The organism is Vulcanisaeta moutnovskia 768-28 (assembly GCF_000190315.1).
In the GTDB taxonomy this organism is placed as follows: Archaea; Thermoproteota; Thermoprotei; order Thermoproteales; family Thermocladiaceae; genus Vulcanisaeta; species Vulcanisaeta moutnovskia.
Map to the genome: position 1 here is coordinate 1,659,754 of NC_015151.1, position 16,174 is coordinate 1,675,927.

18 protein-coding genes and 1 pseudogene are annotated in these 16,174 nt (G+C 43.4%); 7 read left to right on the forward strand and 12 right to left on the reverse strand.

Features of this window, described 5'->3' with window-relative positions:
* Positions 1-53: 53 nt before the first annotated feature.
* The gene (locus VMUT_RS08670) at positions 54-1,430 is read left to right on the forward strand and encodes a digeranylgeranylglycerophospholipid reductase (protein WP_013605041.1); all 1,377 of its coding nucleotides are present in this window, start codon (positions 54-56) and stop codon (positions 1,428-1,430) included.
* Here the strand turns inward: VMUT_RS08670 and VMUT_RS08675 are convergent.
* The 6 genes and pseudogenes from VMUT_RS08675 to rrp41 all read right to left on the reverse strand — a co-directional run bounded on the left by VMUT_RS08675 (position 1,416) and on the right by rrp41 (position 6,619).
* The gene (locus VMUT_RS08675) at positions 1,416-2,516 is read right to left on the reverse strand and encodes an S-methyl-5-thioribose-1-phosphate isomerase (protein WP_013605042.1); all 1,101 of its coding nucleotides are present in this window, start codon (positions 2,514-2,516) and stop codon (positions 1,416-1,418) included. The two genes, VMUT_RS08670 and VMUT_RS08675, sit on opposite strands and share 15 nt — an antisense overlap.
* A gap of 34 nt (positions 2,517-2,550) precedes the next feature.
* Positions 2,551-2,697 (reverse strand): annotated as a pseudogene (locus tag VMUT_RS13395) (IS200/IS605 family accessory protein TnpB-related protein); the annotation flags it as partial.
* 25 nt (positions 2,698-2,722) lie between these two features.
* Entirely contained in the window at positions 2,723-4,186 is a 1,464-nt protein-coding gene (locus VMUT_RS08680; protein WP_013605043.1) for a carboxypeptidase M32, read from the reverse strand.
* Positions 4,187-4,211: 25 nt separating this feature from the next.
* Positions 4,212-4,868, reverse strand: a complete 657-nt coding sequence (locus VMUT_RS08685; protein WP_013605044.1) for an endonuclease NucS domain-containing protein — start codon at positions 4,866-4,868, stop codon at positions 4,212-4,214.
* A gap of 102 nt (positions 4,869-4,970) precedes the next feature.
* Positions 4,971-5,822 (reverse strand): exosome complex protein Rrp42, encoded by an 852-nt coding sequence (rrp42, locus tag VMUT_RS08690; RefSeq protein ID WP_013605045.1) that lies wholly within the window; start codon positions 5,820-5,822, stop codon positions 4,971-4,973.
* A gap of 56 nt (positions 5,823-5,878) precedes the next feature.
* Entirely contained in the window at positions 5,879-6,619 is a 741-nt protein-coding gene (rrp41, locus tag VMUT_RS08695) for an exosome complex exonuclease Rrp41 (protein ID WP_013605046.1), read from the reverse strand.
* A 64-nt stretch (positions 6,620-6,683) separates the two neighbouring features.
* Here rrp41 and VMUT_RS08700 point away from each other — a divergent pair, with 64 nt between their 5' ends.
* Entirely contained in the window at positions 6,684-7,151 is a 468-nt protein-coding gene (locus VMUT_RS08700; RefSeq protein WP_013605047.1) for a GNAT family N-acetyltransferase, read from the forward strand.
* Position 7,152: 1 nt separating this feature from the next.
* Here VMUT_RS08700 and VMUT_RS08705 read toward each other — a convergent pair whose 3' ends face one another.
* Positions 7,153-8,238: a hypothetical protein gene (locus tag VMUT_RS08705; RefSeq protein WP_013605048.1), complete on the reverse strand. Its 1,086-nt coding sequence runs from the start codon at positions 8,236-8,238 to the stop codon at positions 7,153-7,155.
* A 145-nt stretch (positions 8,239-8,383) separates the two neighbouring features.
* On the opposite strand from VMUT_RS08705, the gene VMUT_RS08710 reads away from it, so the two are divergent.
* Positions 8,384-9,568, forward strand: a complete 1,185-nt coding sequence (locus VMUT_RS08710; RefSeq protein WP_048056982.1) for a glycosyltransferase — start codon at positions 8,384-8,386, stop codon at positions 9,566-9,568.
* Here the strand turns inward: VMUT_RS08710 and VMUT_RS08715 are convergent.
* On the reverse strand, positions 9,558-10,634 hold the full coding sequence (locus VMUT_RS08715; protein ID WP_237699633.1) for an AAA family ATPase: 1,077 nt from the start codon (positions 10,632-10,634) through the stop codon (positions 9,558-9,560). The genes VMUT_RS08710 and VMUT_RS08715 overlap by 11 nt on opposite strands.
* The gene (locus tag VMUT_RS08720; RefSeq protein WP_013605051.1) at positions 10,606-10,878 is read right to left on the reverse strand and encodes a hypothetical protein; all 273 of its coding nucleotides are present in this window, start codon (positions 10,876-10,878) and stop codon (positions 10,606-10,608) included. Before VMUT_RS08720 ends, VMUT_RS08715 begins: the two co-directional genes overlap by 29 nt.
* An 81-nt stretch (positions 10,879-10,959) precedes the next feature.
* On the opposite strand from VMUT_RS08720, the gene VMUT_RS08725 reads away from it, so the two are divergent.
* The 3 genes from VMUT_RS08725 (at position 10,960) to VMUT_RS08735 (ending at position 13,579) form a co-directional block, all read left to right on the forward strand.
* Complete coding sequence (locus VMUT_RS08725; protein WP_013605052.1) at positions 10,960-11,454, forward strand: HIT family protein; 495 nt, start codon at positions 10,960-10,962, stop codon at positions 11,452-11,454.
* A 91-nt stretch (positions 11,455-11,545) separates the two neighbouring features.
* Positions 11,546-12,445: a hypothetical protein gene (locus VMUT_RS08730; protein ID WP_013605053.1), complete on the forward strand. Its 900-nt coding sequence runs from the start codon at positions 11,546-11,548 to the stop codon at positions 12,443-12,445.
* A 75-nt stretch (positions 12,446-12,520) separates the two neighbouring features.
* Positions 12,521-13,579 carry an acetoin utilization protein AcuC gene (locus VMUT_RS08735; protein ID WP_013605054.1) on the forward strand — a complete coding sequence of 353 codons (1,059 nt, stop codon included), beginning with the start codon at positions 12,521-12,523 and terminating at the stop codon, positions 13,577-13,579.
* A 2-nt stretch (positions 13,580-13,581) separates the two neighbouring features.
* Here the strand turns inward: VMUT_RS08735 and VMUT_RS08740 are convergent, their stop codons facing one another.
* On the reverse strand, positions 13,582-13,722 hold the full coding sequence (locus VMUT_RS08740) for a TFIIB-type zinc ribbon-containing protein (protein WP_048057262.1): 141 nt from the start codon (positions 13,720-13,722) through the stop codon (positions 13,582-13,584).
* 131 nt (positions 13,723-13,853) lie between these two features.
* Positions 13,854-14,369 carry a nicotinamide-nucleotide adenylyltransferase gene (locus VMUT_RS08745; protein ID WP_013605056.1) on the reverse strand — a complete coding sequence of 172 codons (516 nt, stop codon included), beginning with the start codon at positions 14,367-14,369 and terminating at the stop codon, positions 13,854-13,856.
* Between the two features lie 83 nt (positions 14,370-14,452).
* On the opposite strand from VMUT_RS08745, the gene VMUT_RS08750 reads away from it, so the two are divergent.
* Positions 14,453-15,427 carry an acyl-CoA thioesterase gene (locus tag VMUT_RS08750; RefSeq protein ID WP_048057263.1) on the forward strand — a complete coding sequence of 325 codons (975 nt, stop codon included), beginning with the start codon at positions 14,453-14,455 and terminating at the stop codon, positions 15,425-15,427.
* Here the strand turns inward: VMUT_RS08750 and rrp4 are convergent.
* Positions 15,396-16,133 (reverse strand): exosome complex RNA-binding protein Rrp4, encoded by a 738-nt coding sequence (gene rrp4, locus VMUT_RS08755; protein ID WP_048056984.1) that lies wholly within the window; start codon positions 16,131-16,133, stop codon positions 15,396-15,398. The two genes, VMUT_RS08750 and rrp4, sit on opposite strands and share 32 nt — an antisense overlap.
* Positions 16,134-16,174: the final 41 nt, after the last annotated feature.

Here is a 16,174-nt window from a genome sequence, read left to right on the forward strand (position 1 = left end):
AATCATTATTAAGCCCTTAATATTTAAAATCTACCCAGCACATCGTTGCTGGTATGGGTAATTTCGATGTTATTGTGGTTGGCGCAGGTACAGCGGGTTCCTATGCATCATACTTACTTGCTAAGGCAGGACTTAATGTAGCCCTAATAGAAATGAAGAGGAGGGATAAGGTCTTTAAGACGACTGGTGATGCCATTGGTATTCACCACATTGAGCGAATGAGCATTAAACCACCAAGTGATGTATATGCGATAAAGTACGAAGGCGCGGAGTTATATAGCCCCGATCTATCGATTAAGTACGTAGTGCTCGGTAAGGGCTTTGGGTTAGATATGGCGAAGTGGGCTCAATGGCTAATCAGTGAGGCTGAGAAGGCCGGTGTTCATATTTTTGATGATCATAAGGTTCAGGGGCCAATAATAGAGAATGGAGCAGTTTCTGGAGTCAGGGTGTTGAAGCCTGATGGTTCTGCTGAGGATTTTAGGGCTAAGGTTGTCATTGATGCCAGTGGCGTTGGTGCCGTTGTTAGGAGTAGGCTTCCCCGTGAATGGTGGGTTTCCGAGCCATTACTACCTGAGGACGTCTCAAACGCCTATAGGGAGATTATCCAGGTTGATTATGAGATTGAGAAGCCTGAGTACATAAAGATATACCTAGATACTAACATAGCACCTGGCGGTTACTGGTGGTTATTCCCAAAGAGTTCGAACACAATGAATATTGGGCTTGGTCTATGGGGTAAGTTAAGTGAGGAGAATGGATTAAACCCTAGGCATAATTATGATAAGTACTTAGCCAATAGCCAATATACGAGAGGTAGAAAGGTAATACACATGGGCGGCGGTATTGTACCAACACGTAGGCCATTACCATCACTCGTGGCCAACGGCTTCCTGGCTGCTGGCGATGCCGCAGTTACGGTAAACCCAGTGCACGGCGGTGGTATAGGGCCTGCCCTCCTCTCGGCGGAGTTGGCTTCGAAGACCGTGATAGATGCATTTGAAAAGGGTGACTTCACAGAAAGGGGATTATGGAGGTATAATATTGAGTATTTAAGGGCTTACGGCATAAAGCAGGCAATGCTTGATGTATTTAGGTTAATGCTTCAAACGCTTACTGATGATCAATTAAACAAGGGCTTAAGGGCTAGACTTCTTACTGAGGATGAGGTTCTGGAAATATCGGAACGAGGATCACTGGAGTTATCATTTATTGATAAGTTGAAGATCGGCCTGCGCTTAATGAGAGTACCTGACGTTGCATCCAAGTTAAGGCTTGCGTTGAGGTATATGAATGAGGTTAAGAGCTTATACGAGGCCTACCCAGAGAGTCCCAGTGTTTTATCGAGTTGGTATGGTAAATTAGCGAGTATTTATCGTGAATACACAGGTAGGCTTGGCATAACTTTGAAATGGTTAAGTAACACTTAATACTTTAGGTATGTTCTTATCGAAGGGTGGGTAAATAATCCCCTTCTCAGTTATTAATGCGGTCACGTACTTAGGAGGCGTAACATCAAATACTGGGTTAAACACAGGAACATTCTCGGGGGCTATTAGCACACCTCTAATCTTCCTAACCTCATCGGGATCCCTCTCCTCAATCTTCACATCCTCAACCCTACTCTTAAGGTCGAATGTCGATGATGGTGCTATTGCGTAAAAGGGTATGCCCAATTCATGTGCAATAACCGCCTCCTTAAACGTTCCAATCTTATTATAAACATGTCCATACCTTAGTATCCTGTCTGCGCCAACCATCACACTATTAACCATGCCCCTATACATTACGTAACCAACTGCTGTATCCGTTATCAACGTGACTGGTATTCCATCAACCATCAACTCATAAACAGTTAACCTAGCGCCCTGAAGCCAAGGCCTGGTCTCAGGTGCTATCACGGAAACCTTAATGCCTAATGCATGAGCTACCCTCACTGGTGCCGTAGCTGTGCCAATTCCAGTACCAGTTGCTAATCCACCGGCATTGCATTGAGTTAATACGGTGTCTCCATCATTTATCTTTTCAAGTCCGTAAATTCCCATCATCAATTCAGCATCGAATTCCTCATCAAATATAGCCTTAGCCTCCATCTTCATAATATTAAGTAATTCCTTCACGTTCTTAGCACTACCGTTATGCACGGCATTTCTAGCTACATTAAGCATTCTTTCCGTGGCCCAGAATAAGTTATGGGCTGTTGGTCTCGCCGTATTCAAAACATCCCTAGCCTTCACTAATTCATTGAGGGCTTCATCAAGTGTTGGTATATTACCATGGGCTATGGCCAGTACCATCCCGTAGGCTGCGGTTATCCCTATCGCTGGTGCTCCGCGAATTATCATTTGCTTAATGGCGTCAGCCGTTGATACTGGGTCCCTCAACTCCACGTAAACCTCCTCAAAGGGTAACTTCCTTTGGTCTAGTAATAGGAGTGTATTGTCTTCGTCACGCCAGATTATTGGCCTTAACTTAGGCTTTATTTTACTTTTCAATTCCTCAAGATCAATCCTCATACTCAATTGATAATAATCAATAACTTTTAAGTGTTTACCCGTGGTGTATCTTTTCCTTGCTTTTAATTGCTTCTAATTCTGCCACGGGCACCTCTCTTAAGGGATCATACACAGTCACCCTTAGGTCATTGGGGCTAGTCGAGGGAAACACCACTACCCTCCCATCCACCTTTTTGCCAAGTTAAGTCAGTCTTTTTAGCGGGTTCCTAACCCAAGTATTTCTCACGTAAGTAATTTAGTAGATGTGTTGGGTTATACGTATCATTGAAGGACCTCATGAGCAACTCCTTAGGTGGGTATATGGCACCATACTTACAAATCCTATCCCTAAGGAACTCCTTAATCTCATTGAACATCCTGTTTGCAACCTTATCCCTAAGCCCAGGTAATTTGGCATATATCATACCAGCAATAACGTTGCCCAATGTATACGTTGGGAAGTAACCGAAGGACCCCTGAGACCAATGAATATCCTGGAGAACACCCTCAGCATCATTCCTCGGCCTAACCCCTAAGTACTTATCCATGAAGTCATTCCATAGTGATGGTAAGTCAGACACATCAAGCTTACCAGCTATCACACCCTTCTCAATCTCATAACGGAGAGCTATGTGGAAGTTATAAGTGACCTCATCAGCATCAACCCTAATAAGACTCGGTCTAACAATATTGAAGTACCTGTAAATGTCCTCCTCACCGTAATCCCTGAGAAATGGTAACCTCTCCTTAAGTAACGGGTATATTAAATGCACGAACTCCCTACTCCTACCAATAATATTCTCCCAAAATCTCGACTGGCTCTCATGAACGCCCATGGAGACTCCACGCCCAACGGGTGTCATTTCAAGGGATGGATCAATCATTAACTCATACATTGCATGACCACTCTCATGAATAACGGAGAACATGGTTGACCTAAAGTCCTTACCCTCATACCTAGTGGTTATCCTCACATCATTGATTGCCATGCTTATCGTGAATGGGTGCGCAGACACATCCATCCTGAACCTACTACCCACGGGCATCTCAAGTATCTTAAGTAGCTCCTCATTAATTGATTTCATGACATTAACATCATAAGGCGTATCCTCAAGCGGGTGCTTACTTGGGTACCTACCCTCGCTCAGCACCTTCTCAAGTATTGACTTTAGGTTGGGGAGTAATGTGTTGAATACATTATCCGCATCATTAACGGTAAATCCCTCCTCATACAAATCTAATAACGCATTGTATGGGTGGCCCTCATAACCAAGTTTGTCGGCAATAACCCTCTCCAACTCCACAATCTTTGATAGGTATGGTTTAAACTTCTCGAAGTTCGCCTCCTTCTTTGCCTCTCTCCAGACAACAGCAGCCTTCGTAGTAGTCCTATCAAGCTCCTCAAGGATTTCTGGAGGTATTGATGTGTAGTATTTCATCTCTCTCTTCAAAACCCTGATAACCCCCCTCTCAAATTCTGTCAAGTCCTTAGCATCCTCATACTTACTAACAAGGTCCCTAAGTCTAAGCAAATGCTCCCTGCGGACCAAGGTTAATTGCGCCAGTGCTTCACCACGTGGCGAAGCACCCTCAACAGGCATATTGACCTCCAAGTCCCACTCAAGTAATGACCTTGCGTGATCAATAGCCCACACCGACCTATACTCCTTTAGTAGGTCGTCGATCTTCATTAATCGGTGGCTCGTAGCGTCTTACTTAAGTATTTCCTCTATTGCATGAATTTACTAACAGGGATACCAGGTTATATAGTCGAATCGCGGTTTTCAACTTACTCAGTGATAAATTGCCAAGCCCCAGCTCTCTCCTTACATCGCTTATCAGAGAACCACAATTATCAGGATTAACCCCCAATTTATCACATACGCAGTTCCAATCATTGCAATTAATAACTGCGTTAATTACGTCCCTGGTCTTACCATCACATGATTTCACTGCCAGTGTAAATACGGTATTCACTAGATCACCAATGGCTTCATAAATCACGTTTTCAATTACAGTTCTCAACTCATCAATGGTTAGTACAACGGCCTCCTCAAGATTTATAACAGAAACACCCAACTCATCGGCCAATGCCTTACTCGAGTCATTACTAAAGCCCCTAGCCACAATTAGGGGCTTCGCGTTTAATACCTTGGCATTGACATATGCCTGCCTAATGGCGCTCACATCAACCTTGCCAGACTTAACCTCAATAGCATACTTATTGCCTGAGTTATCCTCGGCCACGATATCTACCTCCCCAACCTCCACACCATTAACAGTGATCTTTATTCTTCGGCCAATGACCTTAAACCCAAGTCTACTCAATAACTCAGCCACATAATCCTCAAACTTAATGCCCGAATTAGCCACTGCAATTAATAATGCGCAAACCCTTTAATTAATTTTGATACTTTTATTTGAGTGATGATGGTTTGCAGCCCTGAATAATGACGAAATCGCTGAGGACTGACTTCACAATTTAAGGTCCGTTTGCGGGTTCGCCATAATACTCGTTACCACGTTCTTGAGCTTTACGTATTGATTAACAGAATTACTAATCATGTAATTTACCTCATCCTTAGTGAAAGCACCAGTAACCTTTTGTATAGCCACGACATTACCCCCAGCTATGCCAGTTATGTAAATTCCGTCGGATAGATCCTCCTCCTCCCGCGTTGGGTCTACCAGTAGGAAGTTCCCTAGCTTGGCGTGGGTTATTGTTAATGGTAATTTATCGACATTAAGTGCCAAAGGCGATTTATTGCTCCTGTCTATCCTCAATATATTACCTGCTGGGTCAAGCTCTACCTTAGGTAATGCAGTATTCATTAATGCGGTTATGGCGGCTATTGTGGATGCATCCACTAGGTTGCCATCATGGTTAAGTACGTATATGTCAACCCAAAGGAACCATGCGTGCCTACCCGTTACTATTGATAATGACTTAAAATTCAGAAAACCACTATGTCTTATTGCCCTATCTACTACCCTGGCAATCTCAATGGCATTCTCATCAGGTGGTCCAGGCTCTATGTCTGGGGATGCAGCTGGTGCAATTTCCAGGTTTACTATTAATGCGCCCTCATCTGGAGTATCTTCGAAGGGTTTTCCAACCTCAACCTTTACCCCAGCCATCACCTTAGTATTACCGAGGGATACTAGGGAGCTTCCATCGGCGGTCCTCACAACACCAACCCTAATACTTAATTCTCTATAATCATTCAATCCCCTATTATCAATCCTAACACCCTGCTCAATCATTTTCCTCATAACGTCTTGCTTAAGCTTCGGAATAACACCTTTCTCCTGAGTTACGCTCAGCATTTAGGGGACTATTACTTAAGCCCTTTTAATTTTATTCGTCTTAAGGGCTTTTAATACTAAATGGTTAGTGTCATTGATGGTTCGACATACTTATTCTTAAGTACGTCCTTCTGCAACCTATATATCTGCTCAGCAGCCTTGAAGGCTAGCTCAACTGCTTGATTAACCTCAGTGGGTGTCCACTCACCATCTGCCTGCATAAGGGTTATTAATCCGCGACCATACATTATGGCAAGGGGCATGTCACCCTCACCATACTGATCCTCAAGCTGGTTCAAATCAACAATTATTGTCCCAGATACCTTACCCACCGATACACCAACCAATAAATCCCTCATGGGTATACCAGCATCTGCCAACGCCAGTGAAGCCGCAGTTATTCCAGTAACCCTAGTACTACCATCGGCCTGGAGTACCTCGATATACACATCTATTGTGGTTCTTGGGAATCTCTCGAGGATAACGACGGGTTCGAGCGCGGTCCTAATGACCTTGGAAATCTCAATCTCTCTCCTAGATGGCGTTGGGCTCTTCCTACCCTCAGAGGTGCTGAATGGGATCATGTGGTACCTAACCCTCAGTATGGCCTTGTCTGGTAATTCAAGGTGCTTTTGCGGTACTTCCCTCGGCCCATAAACTGCAGCGAGGATTACGGTATTTCCATAGGCAACTAATGCGCTACCCTCGGCATTACTTATTACGCCAACCTCCATCCTAACTGGTCTATGCTCATTGGGTAATCTCCCATCGCTCCTCCTATCATTAACTATCAATGGTACTGGTGGTTGCTTACCCATTAATCCCCATCTTTATTTTTGATATAAAAGTATTTTTAGGGGTAAAATTTCTTCAGTTACCAGTATGGTTACACTTAGGGAAGCTCGGGAAAGTGACGTGGAAACCTTAATTGACCTTGTGGTCAGGTTAAAACGGCTCAATAGTGAATTCGACCCCCTATTTAGCGCGAGGAATGACTGCGCGGAACGCGCCAGGGAATACCTATTAAACGCAATACATGATAGTAAAGGTCACCTGATACTTGTTGCTGAGGATATGGGGAAGATAGTTGGTGTGCTGAAGGCGGACATTAGGGAGCGATTATTCTACTCACCAAGTATTGAGGGCGCCATTGTGGACTTCTACGTAATGCCTGAGTACAGGCGTAAGGGGTTGGGTAGGATGATGCTTGAGAAGGCCATAGCAATGCTCCGTGAGAGGGGTGCCCAGTTAATAACTGCGGAGTTCCCAACACAGAATCAAATAGCCATAAACTTCTATAATAAGATGGGATTTAGATCACTCGTTAGTGTGTATGCTAGGGAGACCTAGGTTAGGGAAGGTCAAAAACTCTCGCGATCCAGTCACCCATTTTATTACCAACCATAACGTAGGCCTTTACCTTAGGGCACTCATCCCCTATGACTATGGGCACCACTATCATGCTGAATAAAAGGTTATTAGCCTTAATTATCCTTGTCGCTATTGGTTCAAGCCTATCCACGGCTTCCCTAGCCCTAGGTGCATAGTTATTATTAGTGGTTATGACATCACCAATTAAGGCACCAACGGGTTTACCACCCTGTATGATTAATGCATGCTCATCACTTAATTGAGTACTAACTAGGTTTAGGTTTATTGTGACATCAACATCACTCAAAATACTCATCATATAAAAGCCCTTACTATTCATTAGGTAATTAAATACCGTAATCACTTGATTCAATACGCAATTTCTCGGCGGTTCTAATGCTATAAAGCAACCCCCGCTCTTTAAGTAATTCTCTAGGGTCTTGGAATACTGTAGGCACTTAAACTCATCACTACTCATTATTATCTCCAACAAATTACTCGTGTAATTAATCTCATCTCTCCTTGTAAGGCCTAGGAGCTTTATTGCATCATTAATTGAAAGGCCCTCAGCCAGCCTATCAATAACCTCCTTCAACGCACAATTCCTAGTGGCTATCCTATATAGTATGTTTGGTAATTCCTGGGCCCCATCAATCACGGCCTTCCCCAATTCCTCAGCCTCCCTCGTTATTCTACCCTGCTTCCAAAGACCCAGTGCTGACAGGGTTGGTATAATTACTCTATAGTTCGATCTACTAAGTCCATGGGAATCCAGGTACTTCATTAGGTTCTCCGTATCATCACCCTGCCTATTCCTTACCAGGAATGTGACTATTTCAAGGAGCTTAGCGACAGGTAGCCTAATATACCAGCCTCTTAGGGTGCATGTGCTTGATCTCAGGGTATCGGAACTTTCCCTAGTCGTTAATAAATCCCTAATCTCATTATTTAATGAGCTCATTAATTCATTAATTGACCTGGCCTTTAGGATCCTCGTTACTCCATCACCCTCAATAATTACCTGATACTCATCACTTTCCTGAATAATCCTAATGCTCAGGTCCACAATTGCCTATTATCCTGCGAATATTTAAAATGCTCATTTTAACCATAGTAAGTAATACCTCGTTAAATACTGCATTGCCTCACTGTAGTGATAAAATTATGTGAGTAAAAATGCTTTAAATGACCTAAATATAGATACCCATAATATGATGGTTGATACGGTTGAAATACTAGAGATATTAATAATAATTGGTACATCATTATGGGCAATACAATACCTCGTTTCAAGGAGGATCCACACATACGAGAGACCAACATTAACAAACACCCAGGTAGAGAGTTTACCAAAGGTCTCAATAGTATTACCTGTTTATAAGGAGAGAAGGCAAAGTATTGAGAAGACGCTCGACAGTATATCATCACAGAACTACCCTAAAAACCTTCTTGAGGTTTTGATAGTTGTTGATAGGGACGATACCCATACACTTAACGAGGCATTAAAGGCTGTGGGGAAGTTCCTAAGTTCACTGGATGTTAAGATGGTAATTAATGAGAACTCGGGACGTAGGCTTAAGGCCGTGGCCATGAACACCGCCATGAAATACGCAGGAGGCTTAATTATTGGCTTTTACGATGCGGATGACGTATTCCCAAACGACCAGGTCCTTAATGCCATTCTCCTAATGATTGAGAGGAATTACGCAGCCGTGGGCACCAGGGTGTATAGGTTCAGGAGTAGTGTGCTTGGTGGTTTAATGTACCTAGAATCAATAGTTTGGTATAATGCGATAATACCATTCCTAAGGTCTACCGTGAGGATAACGCCATTATCCGGGGAGGGTCTCTTCATAAGGAGGGACATTGTTGACTCAATACCGCAGAGCATGGCTGAGGATGCATTACTATCGTTAAGGTTAACTAGTCGTGGATACTCAGTGGGTCTCCTTGATTCTTACGTTTATGAATTAGCGCCTGTGAATATTATTAGCTTCATAAGACAGAGGATTAGGTGGAATAAGGGTTATGCCCAAAACCTCGTCCTAATATTTAAACAAGGCGTTCAATTAAACTATGCATTGAGGGTATTAATACTGTACATATTGATAGCATTACCACCGGCATTACTATTTATTTCCGCAGTGGGTTTTATCGCTGTTACCTACATGGTGGTGATAACCAAGGTATACGCACTGGCTTCCCTCTATCAATTAGTTCTCGCAATGGTAATATCAGAGATTGTGGTTCTGTACCTAATGCGTGATTTTATAAATGAAAGCATGAACATGGGAAAAGCCGTCGTATTATTACCCATTTATTGGTTATTATTGGGCACTGTGACAATAACATCACCACTAGTACCAATCAATAATTGGTTAAAGACTACTCGCTAATATTCACAACCTTTACATTAACAGTAGGAGCGGTCTTACTACTCATTATTACTTGATAACCAACCCTACTGGCAATCCTATTCACAATATCAACCACAACATTTAATTCATCAGGTGTAAGCCCTAGGTCAATACTATCAATAAGCAGCACTGAACCCGGTGGTGTAAGCGCTAATTGAACTATTACTGGTAATAATGCCTTCACCTTAAGACCGGCATGGTACATGGGGACCCACTTACCTCTCACCTTAACATACCCGGAAATCCTCTTTGGAGCCGTAAAACCAGCCTTAATGCCCTCTATACCAAGCTCACTTACCAACTCCATTAATTCATTATACACACCCTCATACTCAGGCCTTGTCTCTATCACTGAGAGTTGATGCACGGTATATTGACCGTCAGAACCCACGGAATTACTCGGTAGATCAACCGTGGTTTCATAATCCCTCTTCCACCAACAGACCCTACCCTCACCAAGGTAGTAAAACTTATTCTTGAGCATGTTCCTAAGGATGAATGCCAGTGAGTATGCCTTTCTCGATACGTCACCATCACATACCATAAACGCATCCTCATGAATAACATGGGTTGGCGTAATGCAAAGCCTAGCATTTACTGGGTACTTCATTAATCCTTCATTACCAACCTTCTCAATGGTAGCCACGAGATCATTACCTAGGTATATTTCCTGGCGAACCCAGTAATCACTGAGTCTAAAGCTATAATGATAACCTATTATAGAGCCCCTATTTAATTCAAGGCCGATACTACGGCCAAGTTTCTCACCATCCTCATCAACCTCATAATAAGCACCAACCCTCACCTCCTCGTTTAGATCTAGGCCATAGACCAAATCCTCCGGTTCATGTATAATTATGTAATTACCCTCTAGGACAAGCCACTCCTCACCCCTACTCTGCATTAGGAGTGCCAGGGCCTCCATTAGGCTCGTCTTACCTGACCCACTACGCCCAACAATTATGGTATTACCACTAAAGTTAATTGTTAATTCCTCACTCAATCCCTTAAAGCCCTTAATGATTGCCTTCACGAGTCTCGTCATCCTCATCAACCAATGCATAGGCTATTATTAGTATTCCGCTTATATTACCGAGATTCACATTACTAACATTAATGCCAACCTGCCTAATATTGCGCGATCCAACAATACTACTTAACTCACTCAATGCCTTATTTAATGAATCATCAAGCCTATTCAATGCAACATCAAACTCCACACTCCTAACTAACTGACCAACGTTCACATTAAGTGGTATGAATTTCCTAACATGGATTATCCTAGTCATTACATAACACTTCGTTTAAGGCGTAAAATACCTTTTCCACAGGGTAAGCATTTATTTAGTCTCAGGGTATGAATGCATTGGATGGAGGTTGTCTTTACACCGTGGCGTTGGACCTACATAAGGTCTACGAACAATAAGGGTGAGGAGTGCGTATTGTGTGCTTACCTACATGGTAATGATGACGGATTGGTCGTTTACAGGGGTAAGTACTGCTTCATTGTTATGAATAAGTACCCATACAATGTTGGTCATGTTATGATAGTACCCAATAGGCATGTCTCATCAATTACTGACCTAAGCGAGAATGAACTAAGCGAATGCGCGGCACTATTAATAGTGATTATTAAGGCGTTGGTAAAGGTCCTGGGAATTAACTATGGGGATTTTGATGTGGGTATTAACATTGGTAGGGTTGCCGGCGCAGGCATTGAGGAGCACATGCATATTCACGTTGTTCCAAAGCCCTCAGTAATATCATTTAACTCAACAAGCCCTGAGGCAGTCATGAACCAAACAAAGGAGATAGCGGGTAAACTTAGGGAGGTTATTTCACAACTTATGAGCGGTTCTGCATAGTCATTCCTTCATAAATTGCATAATTCATATAATATAGTGATTAGTTCTCTAAGGATGTACTTTTTATAAATGCTTGAATTAACGGAGTTAAGTGCCATTTACAGGTGAGCCTTTGAAGGCATTACTTACGGATGTGGTTACGCCTAAGTACGTATATTCACTAATGAATTCGCTTAAATGCGGGTCATCAACAGATAAGGACTTCCTAGTATTAACAATTGGTGGTGGGGTTAAGCGGGTTCTCTTGGTGACGGGCTTCTCAATAAATGACTACAGAATAGGCAATGCATTAATCTATATGTTGCTTAATAAGTGCGTAAACCACGTATACTCAATACCAACATTTAGCGCCTCACAACTCTCCAGGTGGTCAATAAGGATAGTACCTATGGTGAATCCATGGCCCTTCAATTCATGGGACATCATCCGCGGAAAAGACCCATTCTACTCAATTGATGATGAGGGAATTCCCGTAAGGTATGATGCATTAACCCTCAAGAGCAAGTACTCAATTAAACTCCATAATTTAATCCATGAAATAAATCCCGAACTCATAGTAATGCTTGTAAGTTCTGATAAATGGTCAATAAGTACCCCAGAGCCAATAAGGGTTAATGATTATGGGTCCATTGATTCAGACCCAGCTGATTTCGTTAATCACTTCTCATATGAGAGTTACCCCACAATAATCCTCTCAATACCTAGGGATGCAGAAATACGCGAGATTGCCAGTGAAATTATTCAGTTAATTAAGGAGCACAGCATTAAGAGGCAGGAGACTAAGCCACTGGAGGTTGTGGTTAAGGTTAATGGCGATATTGATAATATATCTAATGTACTTAGGGTTCATGGCTTCCTAATAGGTGTTGATGGAAATAAATTAATCATTAGAGCCAGTGATAAATCACAAGCATTATTGAATGCTTTAATAGATAATAATTTAATTGAGCATTACTTCGACGTGGAGATTTCTGAGATTCACCTTCAGTGATTTTACCTAAGTATTAAATACCATGGGTAAGTATTCAGAAAACTTAATTATTCTTTATTCCTATATAATTAGATTATGGAGAAACTTGTACTCTCGTACTCGGATAAGTACTTGAACTATGATTTTGGGCCATGGCACCCCTTTAAGCCGTATAGGGAGCAGAAATTGATAGAATTGCTCAGGGAGCACGACCTATTGGGGACTTACGTTGACTTAGTGGAGCCTGAGCTTGCCTCTGATGATGAGTTAATGCTAGTTCATACTAAGGATTACATAGAGTATGTTAAGAAGGCTAGTGCTAATGGTGTGGGTTACTTGGATTACGGAGATACGCCAGCCTTTAGGGGTGTTCATGAGGCAGCGGCCATCAGGGTTGGCGGTACATTACTTGTTACAAAGCTCGTTAACGCCAATAAGTATGTACATGGTTTCAACCCAGGTGGTGGTTTCCACCATGCCAAGCCAGGTGAGGCTGCGGGTTTCTGTGTCTATAATGACATAGCCATAGCCATTAAGTGGCTTAGGAACCATGGTGTAAGGCGTGTGGCTGTGGTTGATGTTGATGTTCACCATGCAGATGGCACGCAGGAGGTATTTAACAACGAGGATGTCTTGTTAATATCGACTCACGGTTATGACGGCCGCTTCTACCCAGGTACTGGCTGGATTGATGAGGATGGTGTAGGCCCTGGTAAGGGACTTAAGGTAAACATACCATTACCGCCTCATACAGGTGATGATTTATACTCAATAGTAATTGATGAGGTAATAAAGCCAATACTTGACAGGTACTCACCTGAGTTCCTGGTTCTTCAGTTTGGTGCTGATGCACACACTGGTGATGAATTGGGGATACTTGATCTAACCACGGCATCATATCTCAAGGTGCTCAGTATTATTCATGAGATGGCGCATAAGTATGCTGGTGGTAGGTTGGTCATGACTGGTGGTGGAGGTTATGATGTTTGGAATACCGTTAAGACCTGGTTCCTCGCCACCGTGTTACTCACAGACCCAGGTAAGCTTAGTCAGTACTCGAACTACCTCGATCCGGAGCCTACGAGAACCCCTGGGCGTTATTACGAGGAGGCATTATACGTGATAGACGCTGTGAAACAAAGATTCGGAATCTAAACCTACTCAATATGCGATACCCTCTTTGTCTGGAAGGACCTTATTTTAATAATAATTCTATATCCACAGTATGGGCAGTGGACACCAGGTGTTATCATGTCCTCGAGTGAAAACACCCTACCGCATCTGAGGCACATGTACATCTTTCGACCAGCAACCTCACCAGTGGTCTCCTCACCGCCTTCCCCACTCAATGTACTAGCTGGTTCCCTCTCACCACCCTCCTCAAAGAATTCCTCACTCACGCCGTATTGATGAAGCAGACCCCTTAAATTTATTTTTGTACTATTCTCCGAACCCTATCCTCGGCATTAATCCTGCTCAGGATTGGCAATACCCCCGTGGCCACGAAACCCTGCCATGACCTATCACCAGCAGCCATCAACTCCCTAATCCTCGTACCACTATAAACCTCCTTATTGAAGAACGGTGTATTAAGGACTTTAATGCCGCCGTATTCAAGGCATAACTTCGTGAATTCATCATTAGTGTAGGCTATGTCGAATGATGGGCATTGCTCACGGACATAGGCATACCATAGGGCTGAATCGCCCTTCGTATCGGGTACGGCGCAATAGAGGGCCCTATTGACTAGGTTTAACTCCTTAAGCATTGAGTGGAGCATTTCAATCCTCTCACCAACAGTGAATGGGTTCCTAAGCGTAAACGACTCATTAGCGGACCCAATTGCAATAACTAACTCGTCATGCCTACTTAATATCCACTTAATTACTTCCTCATGCCCCCTATGCAATGGTTGAAACCTCCCAACAAACAATGCCCTTACCATACAGCGCCAGTTAATGAGGGGTTATTTTATCTATTTCCTAAATGATTATGCTTAAATTAATGAGTATCAAGGAGTATACTAATATGGTTAGTATTAAGGAGACGGAGGTAGTACTTGTCGAGGCAGTACAACCTTTCGACATTAATTCCCTGGGTAATTTATTCGGCGGTCGAATGCTCGAGTGGATGGCCAACATAGGCACGGTAGCCGCTACGCGATTCTCAAGAGGCCCAGCAGTCCTTGCATACCTAGATAGGCACTTCTTCATAAGGCCTGTCAGGCTTGGAGAATTCGTAATACTCAAGGCAAGGGTTGAGTACGTGGGTACGTCTTCCATGGAGGTAAGGATAGAGGCATGGAAGGAGAGCCTAGGTGGTAAACAGGAATTAGTTACTATGACAACTGCCTCCTACGTGGCTATTGATGAGTATGGAGTTCCAAGGCCAATAAATAATGTGCTAGAGCCGGCAGATAATGAGAGGCAGCTCTATGAGGAGGCTAAGAAGAGGTATGAGGAGAGAAGGAAGAAAATCGGGGACAGGAAGTTCAAGAGATTCGACATAACGGATCCAACTAGGGGACTTAGGTGGCGCGTTGATTCTAGTCGTTGGGCAACGCCATCGGATGCCTTCGTTGGTAACCTAGTGTCTGGTGGTAGATTATTGGCGTGGCTTGATGAGATAGCGGGACTACTCGCGGCTAGGTATTCAGGTGGTGCTGCCGTGACGGGTTCCGTGGATGAAACAGCGTTTTACGCACCAATTAGGGTTGGTGACATAGTCACAATTAGAGCTGGAATTACCTACGTTGGTAAGGCGTCAATGGAGATAATGCTTGATGTAATTGCTGAGGGTGCGTATGGACATGCAAGGCATGTATGCACGGCATACTATACATATGTTCACGTCGATAGTAATGGGAGACCAGCCCCAGTGCCTGAGTACGTGCCTGTTAATGACTATGAGAAGAGTTTATTCACTGAGGGTGAGAGGAGGAGGCAGGTTAGGGATGAGGAGTTGACGAGGATTAAGAGGATGTGGATGAGCCCTGAGTCTTAGCGCCCGCCTTCTTCTCCTTATACTGAGTCACTATTAACCTGACTCTATCCGTTAACCCACTCGTGTGGCTCTCGCTCTCTATGAACTTTATGATCCTGGCAATAAATGCCTCATCCCCCGGGTCTTTACACCTAATCCAAACTCTACCGTTCTGGCCGACGGTGACGTCACAATTAAGCTCCTCACTAAATATACTAACCATTGAACCCCTCCTACCGATTACCCTGGCCACCTTACTAGCGTCAATCTCAACCAGTGTGCCATTCTCAATCCTACCAAGTCTAGCCTCCTTAAGCGTTAACGTTACTGGGTTGTCCTTAGTTAGGTTGTAGTCTATTATTCTGGCGAGCACTATATCGCCAATGCCCAGCAGGCTCTTTAAATCAATGGTTGTTAGGTCAATGGGCTTTAGGGTAGCTTCCTGGACAGGTAGGTATGCTGAGTATGGGGACTTAATATCAATGACCCAACCAGTGAGCCCTATATCAACTACGTAACCAATTACTACATCGCCAACCCTAGGCTTATAAATACCGCTGAGTGGTATTACCTCCACATCCCTCTCGCTCCTAATGTTTATGAGACCAACAACCGCGGAGTAAGCTACATCACCATCCCAATAAACACTACCACCAACATTATAGTCCCTAGTGGCTATGGCATCCCCCGGCAACACTATCTGCCTATCACTAACGTAGAGAGGCATAATCAAAATACCCTGTGGCACCCTATTTTATTTTTAATCCT

Excerpts from the sequence above, each read along its gene's own strand:
- rrp4 (WP_048056984.1), bottom strand. The coding sequence starts at position 16,133 with ATGCCTCTCTACGTTAGTGATAGGCAGATAGTGTTGCCGGGGGATGCC.
- VMUT_RS08680 (WP_013605043.1), bottom strand. The coding sequence starts at position 4,186 with ATGAAGATCGACGACCTACTAAAGGAGTATAGGTCGGTGTGGGCTATT.
- VMUT_RS08740 (WP_048057262.1), bottom strand. The coding sequence starts at position 13,722 with ATGTACATGTGCCTCAGATGCGGTAGGGTGTTTTCACTCGAGGACATG.
- rrp42 (WP_013605045.1), bottom strand. The coding sequence starts at position 5,822 with ATGCTGAGCGTAACTCAGGAGAAAGGTGTTATTCCGAAGCTTAAGCAA.
- VMUT_RS08720 (WP_013605051.1), bottom strand. The coding sequence starts at position 10,878 with ATGACTAGGATAATCCATGTTAGGAAATTCATACCACTTAATGTGAAC.
- VMUT_RS08750 (WP_048057263.1), top strand. The coding sequence starts at position 14,453 with ATGGTTAGTATTAAGGAGACGGAGGTAGTACTTGTCGAGGCAGTACAA.
- VMUT_RS08670 (WP_013605041.1), top strand. The coding sequence starts at position 54 with ATGGGTAATTTCGATGTTATTGTGGTTGGCGCAGGTACAGCGGGTTCC.
- VMUT_RS08675 (WP_013605042.1), bottom strand. The coding sequence starts at position 2,516 with ATGAGGATTGATCTTGAGGAATTGAAAAGTAAAATAAAGCCTAAGTTA.
- VMUT_RS08735 (WP_013605054.1), top strand. The coding sequence starts at position 12,521 with ATGGAGAAACTTGTACTCTCGTACTCGGATAAGTACTTGAACTATGAT.
- VMUT_RS08715 (WP_237699633.1), bottom strand. The coding sequence starts at position 10,634 with ATGACGAGACTCGTGAAGGCAATCATTAAGGGCTTTAAGGGATTGAGT.
- VMUT_RS08745 (WP_013605056.1), bottom strand. The coding sequence starts at position 14,369 with ATGGTAAGGGCATTGTTTGTTGGGAGGTTTCAACCATTGCATAGGGGG.
- VMUT_RS08700 (WP_013605047.1), top strand. The coding sequence starts at position 6,684 with ATGGTTACACTTAGGGAAGCTCGGGAAAGTGACGTGGAAACCTTAATT.
- VMUT_RS08725 (WP_013605052.1), top strand. The coding sequence starts at position 10,960 with ATGGAGGTTGTCTTTACACCGTGGCGTTGGACCTACATAAGGTCTACG.
- VMUT_RS08710 (WP_048056982.1), top strand. The coding sequence starts at position 8,384 with ATGATGGTTGATACGGTTGAAATACTAGAGATATTAATAATAATTGGT.
- rrp41 (WP_013605046.1), bottom strand. The coding sequence starts at position 6,619 with ATGGGTAAGCAACCACCAGTACCATTGATAGTTAATGATAGGAGGAGC.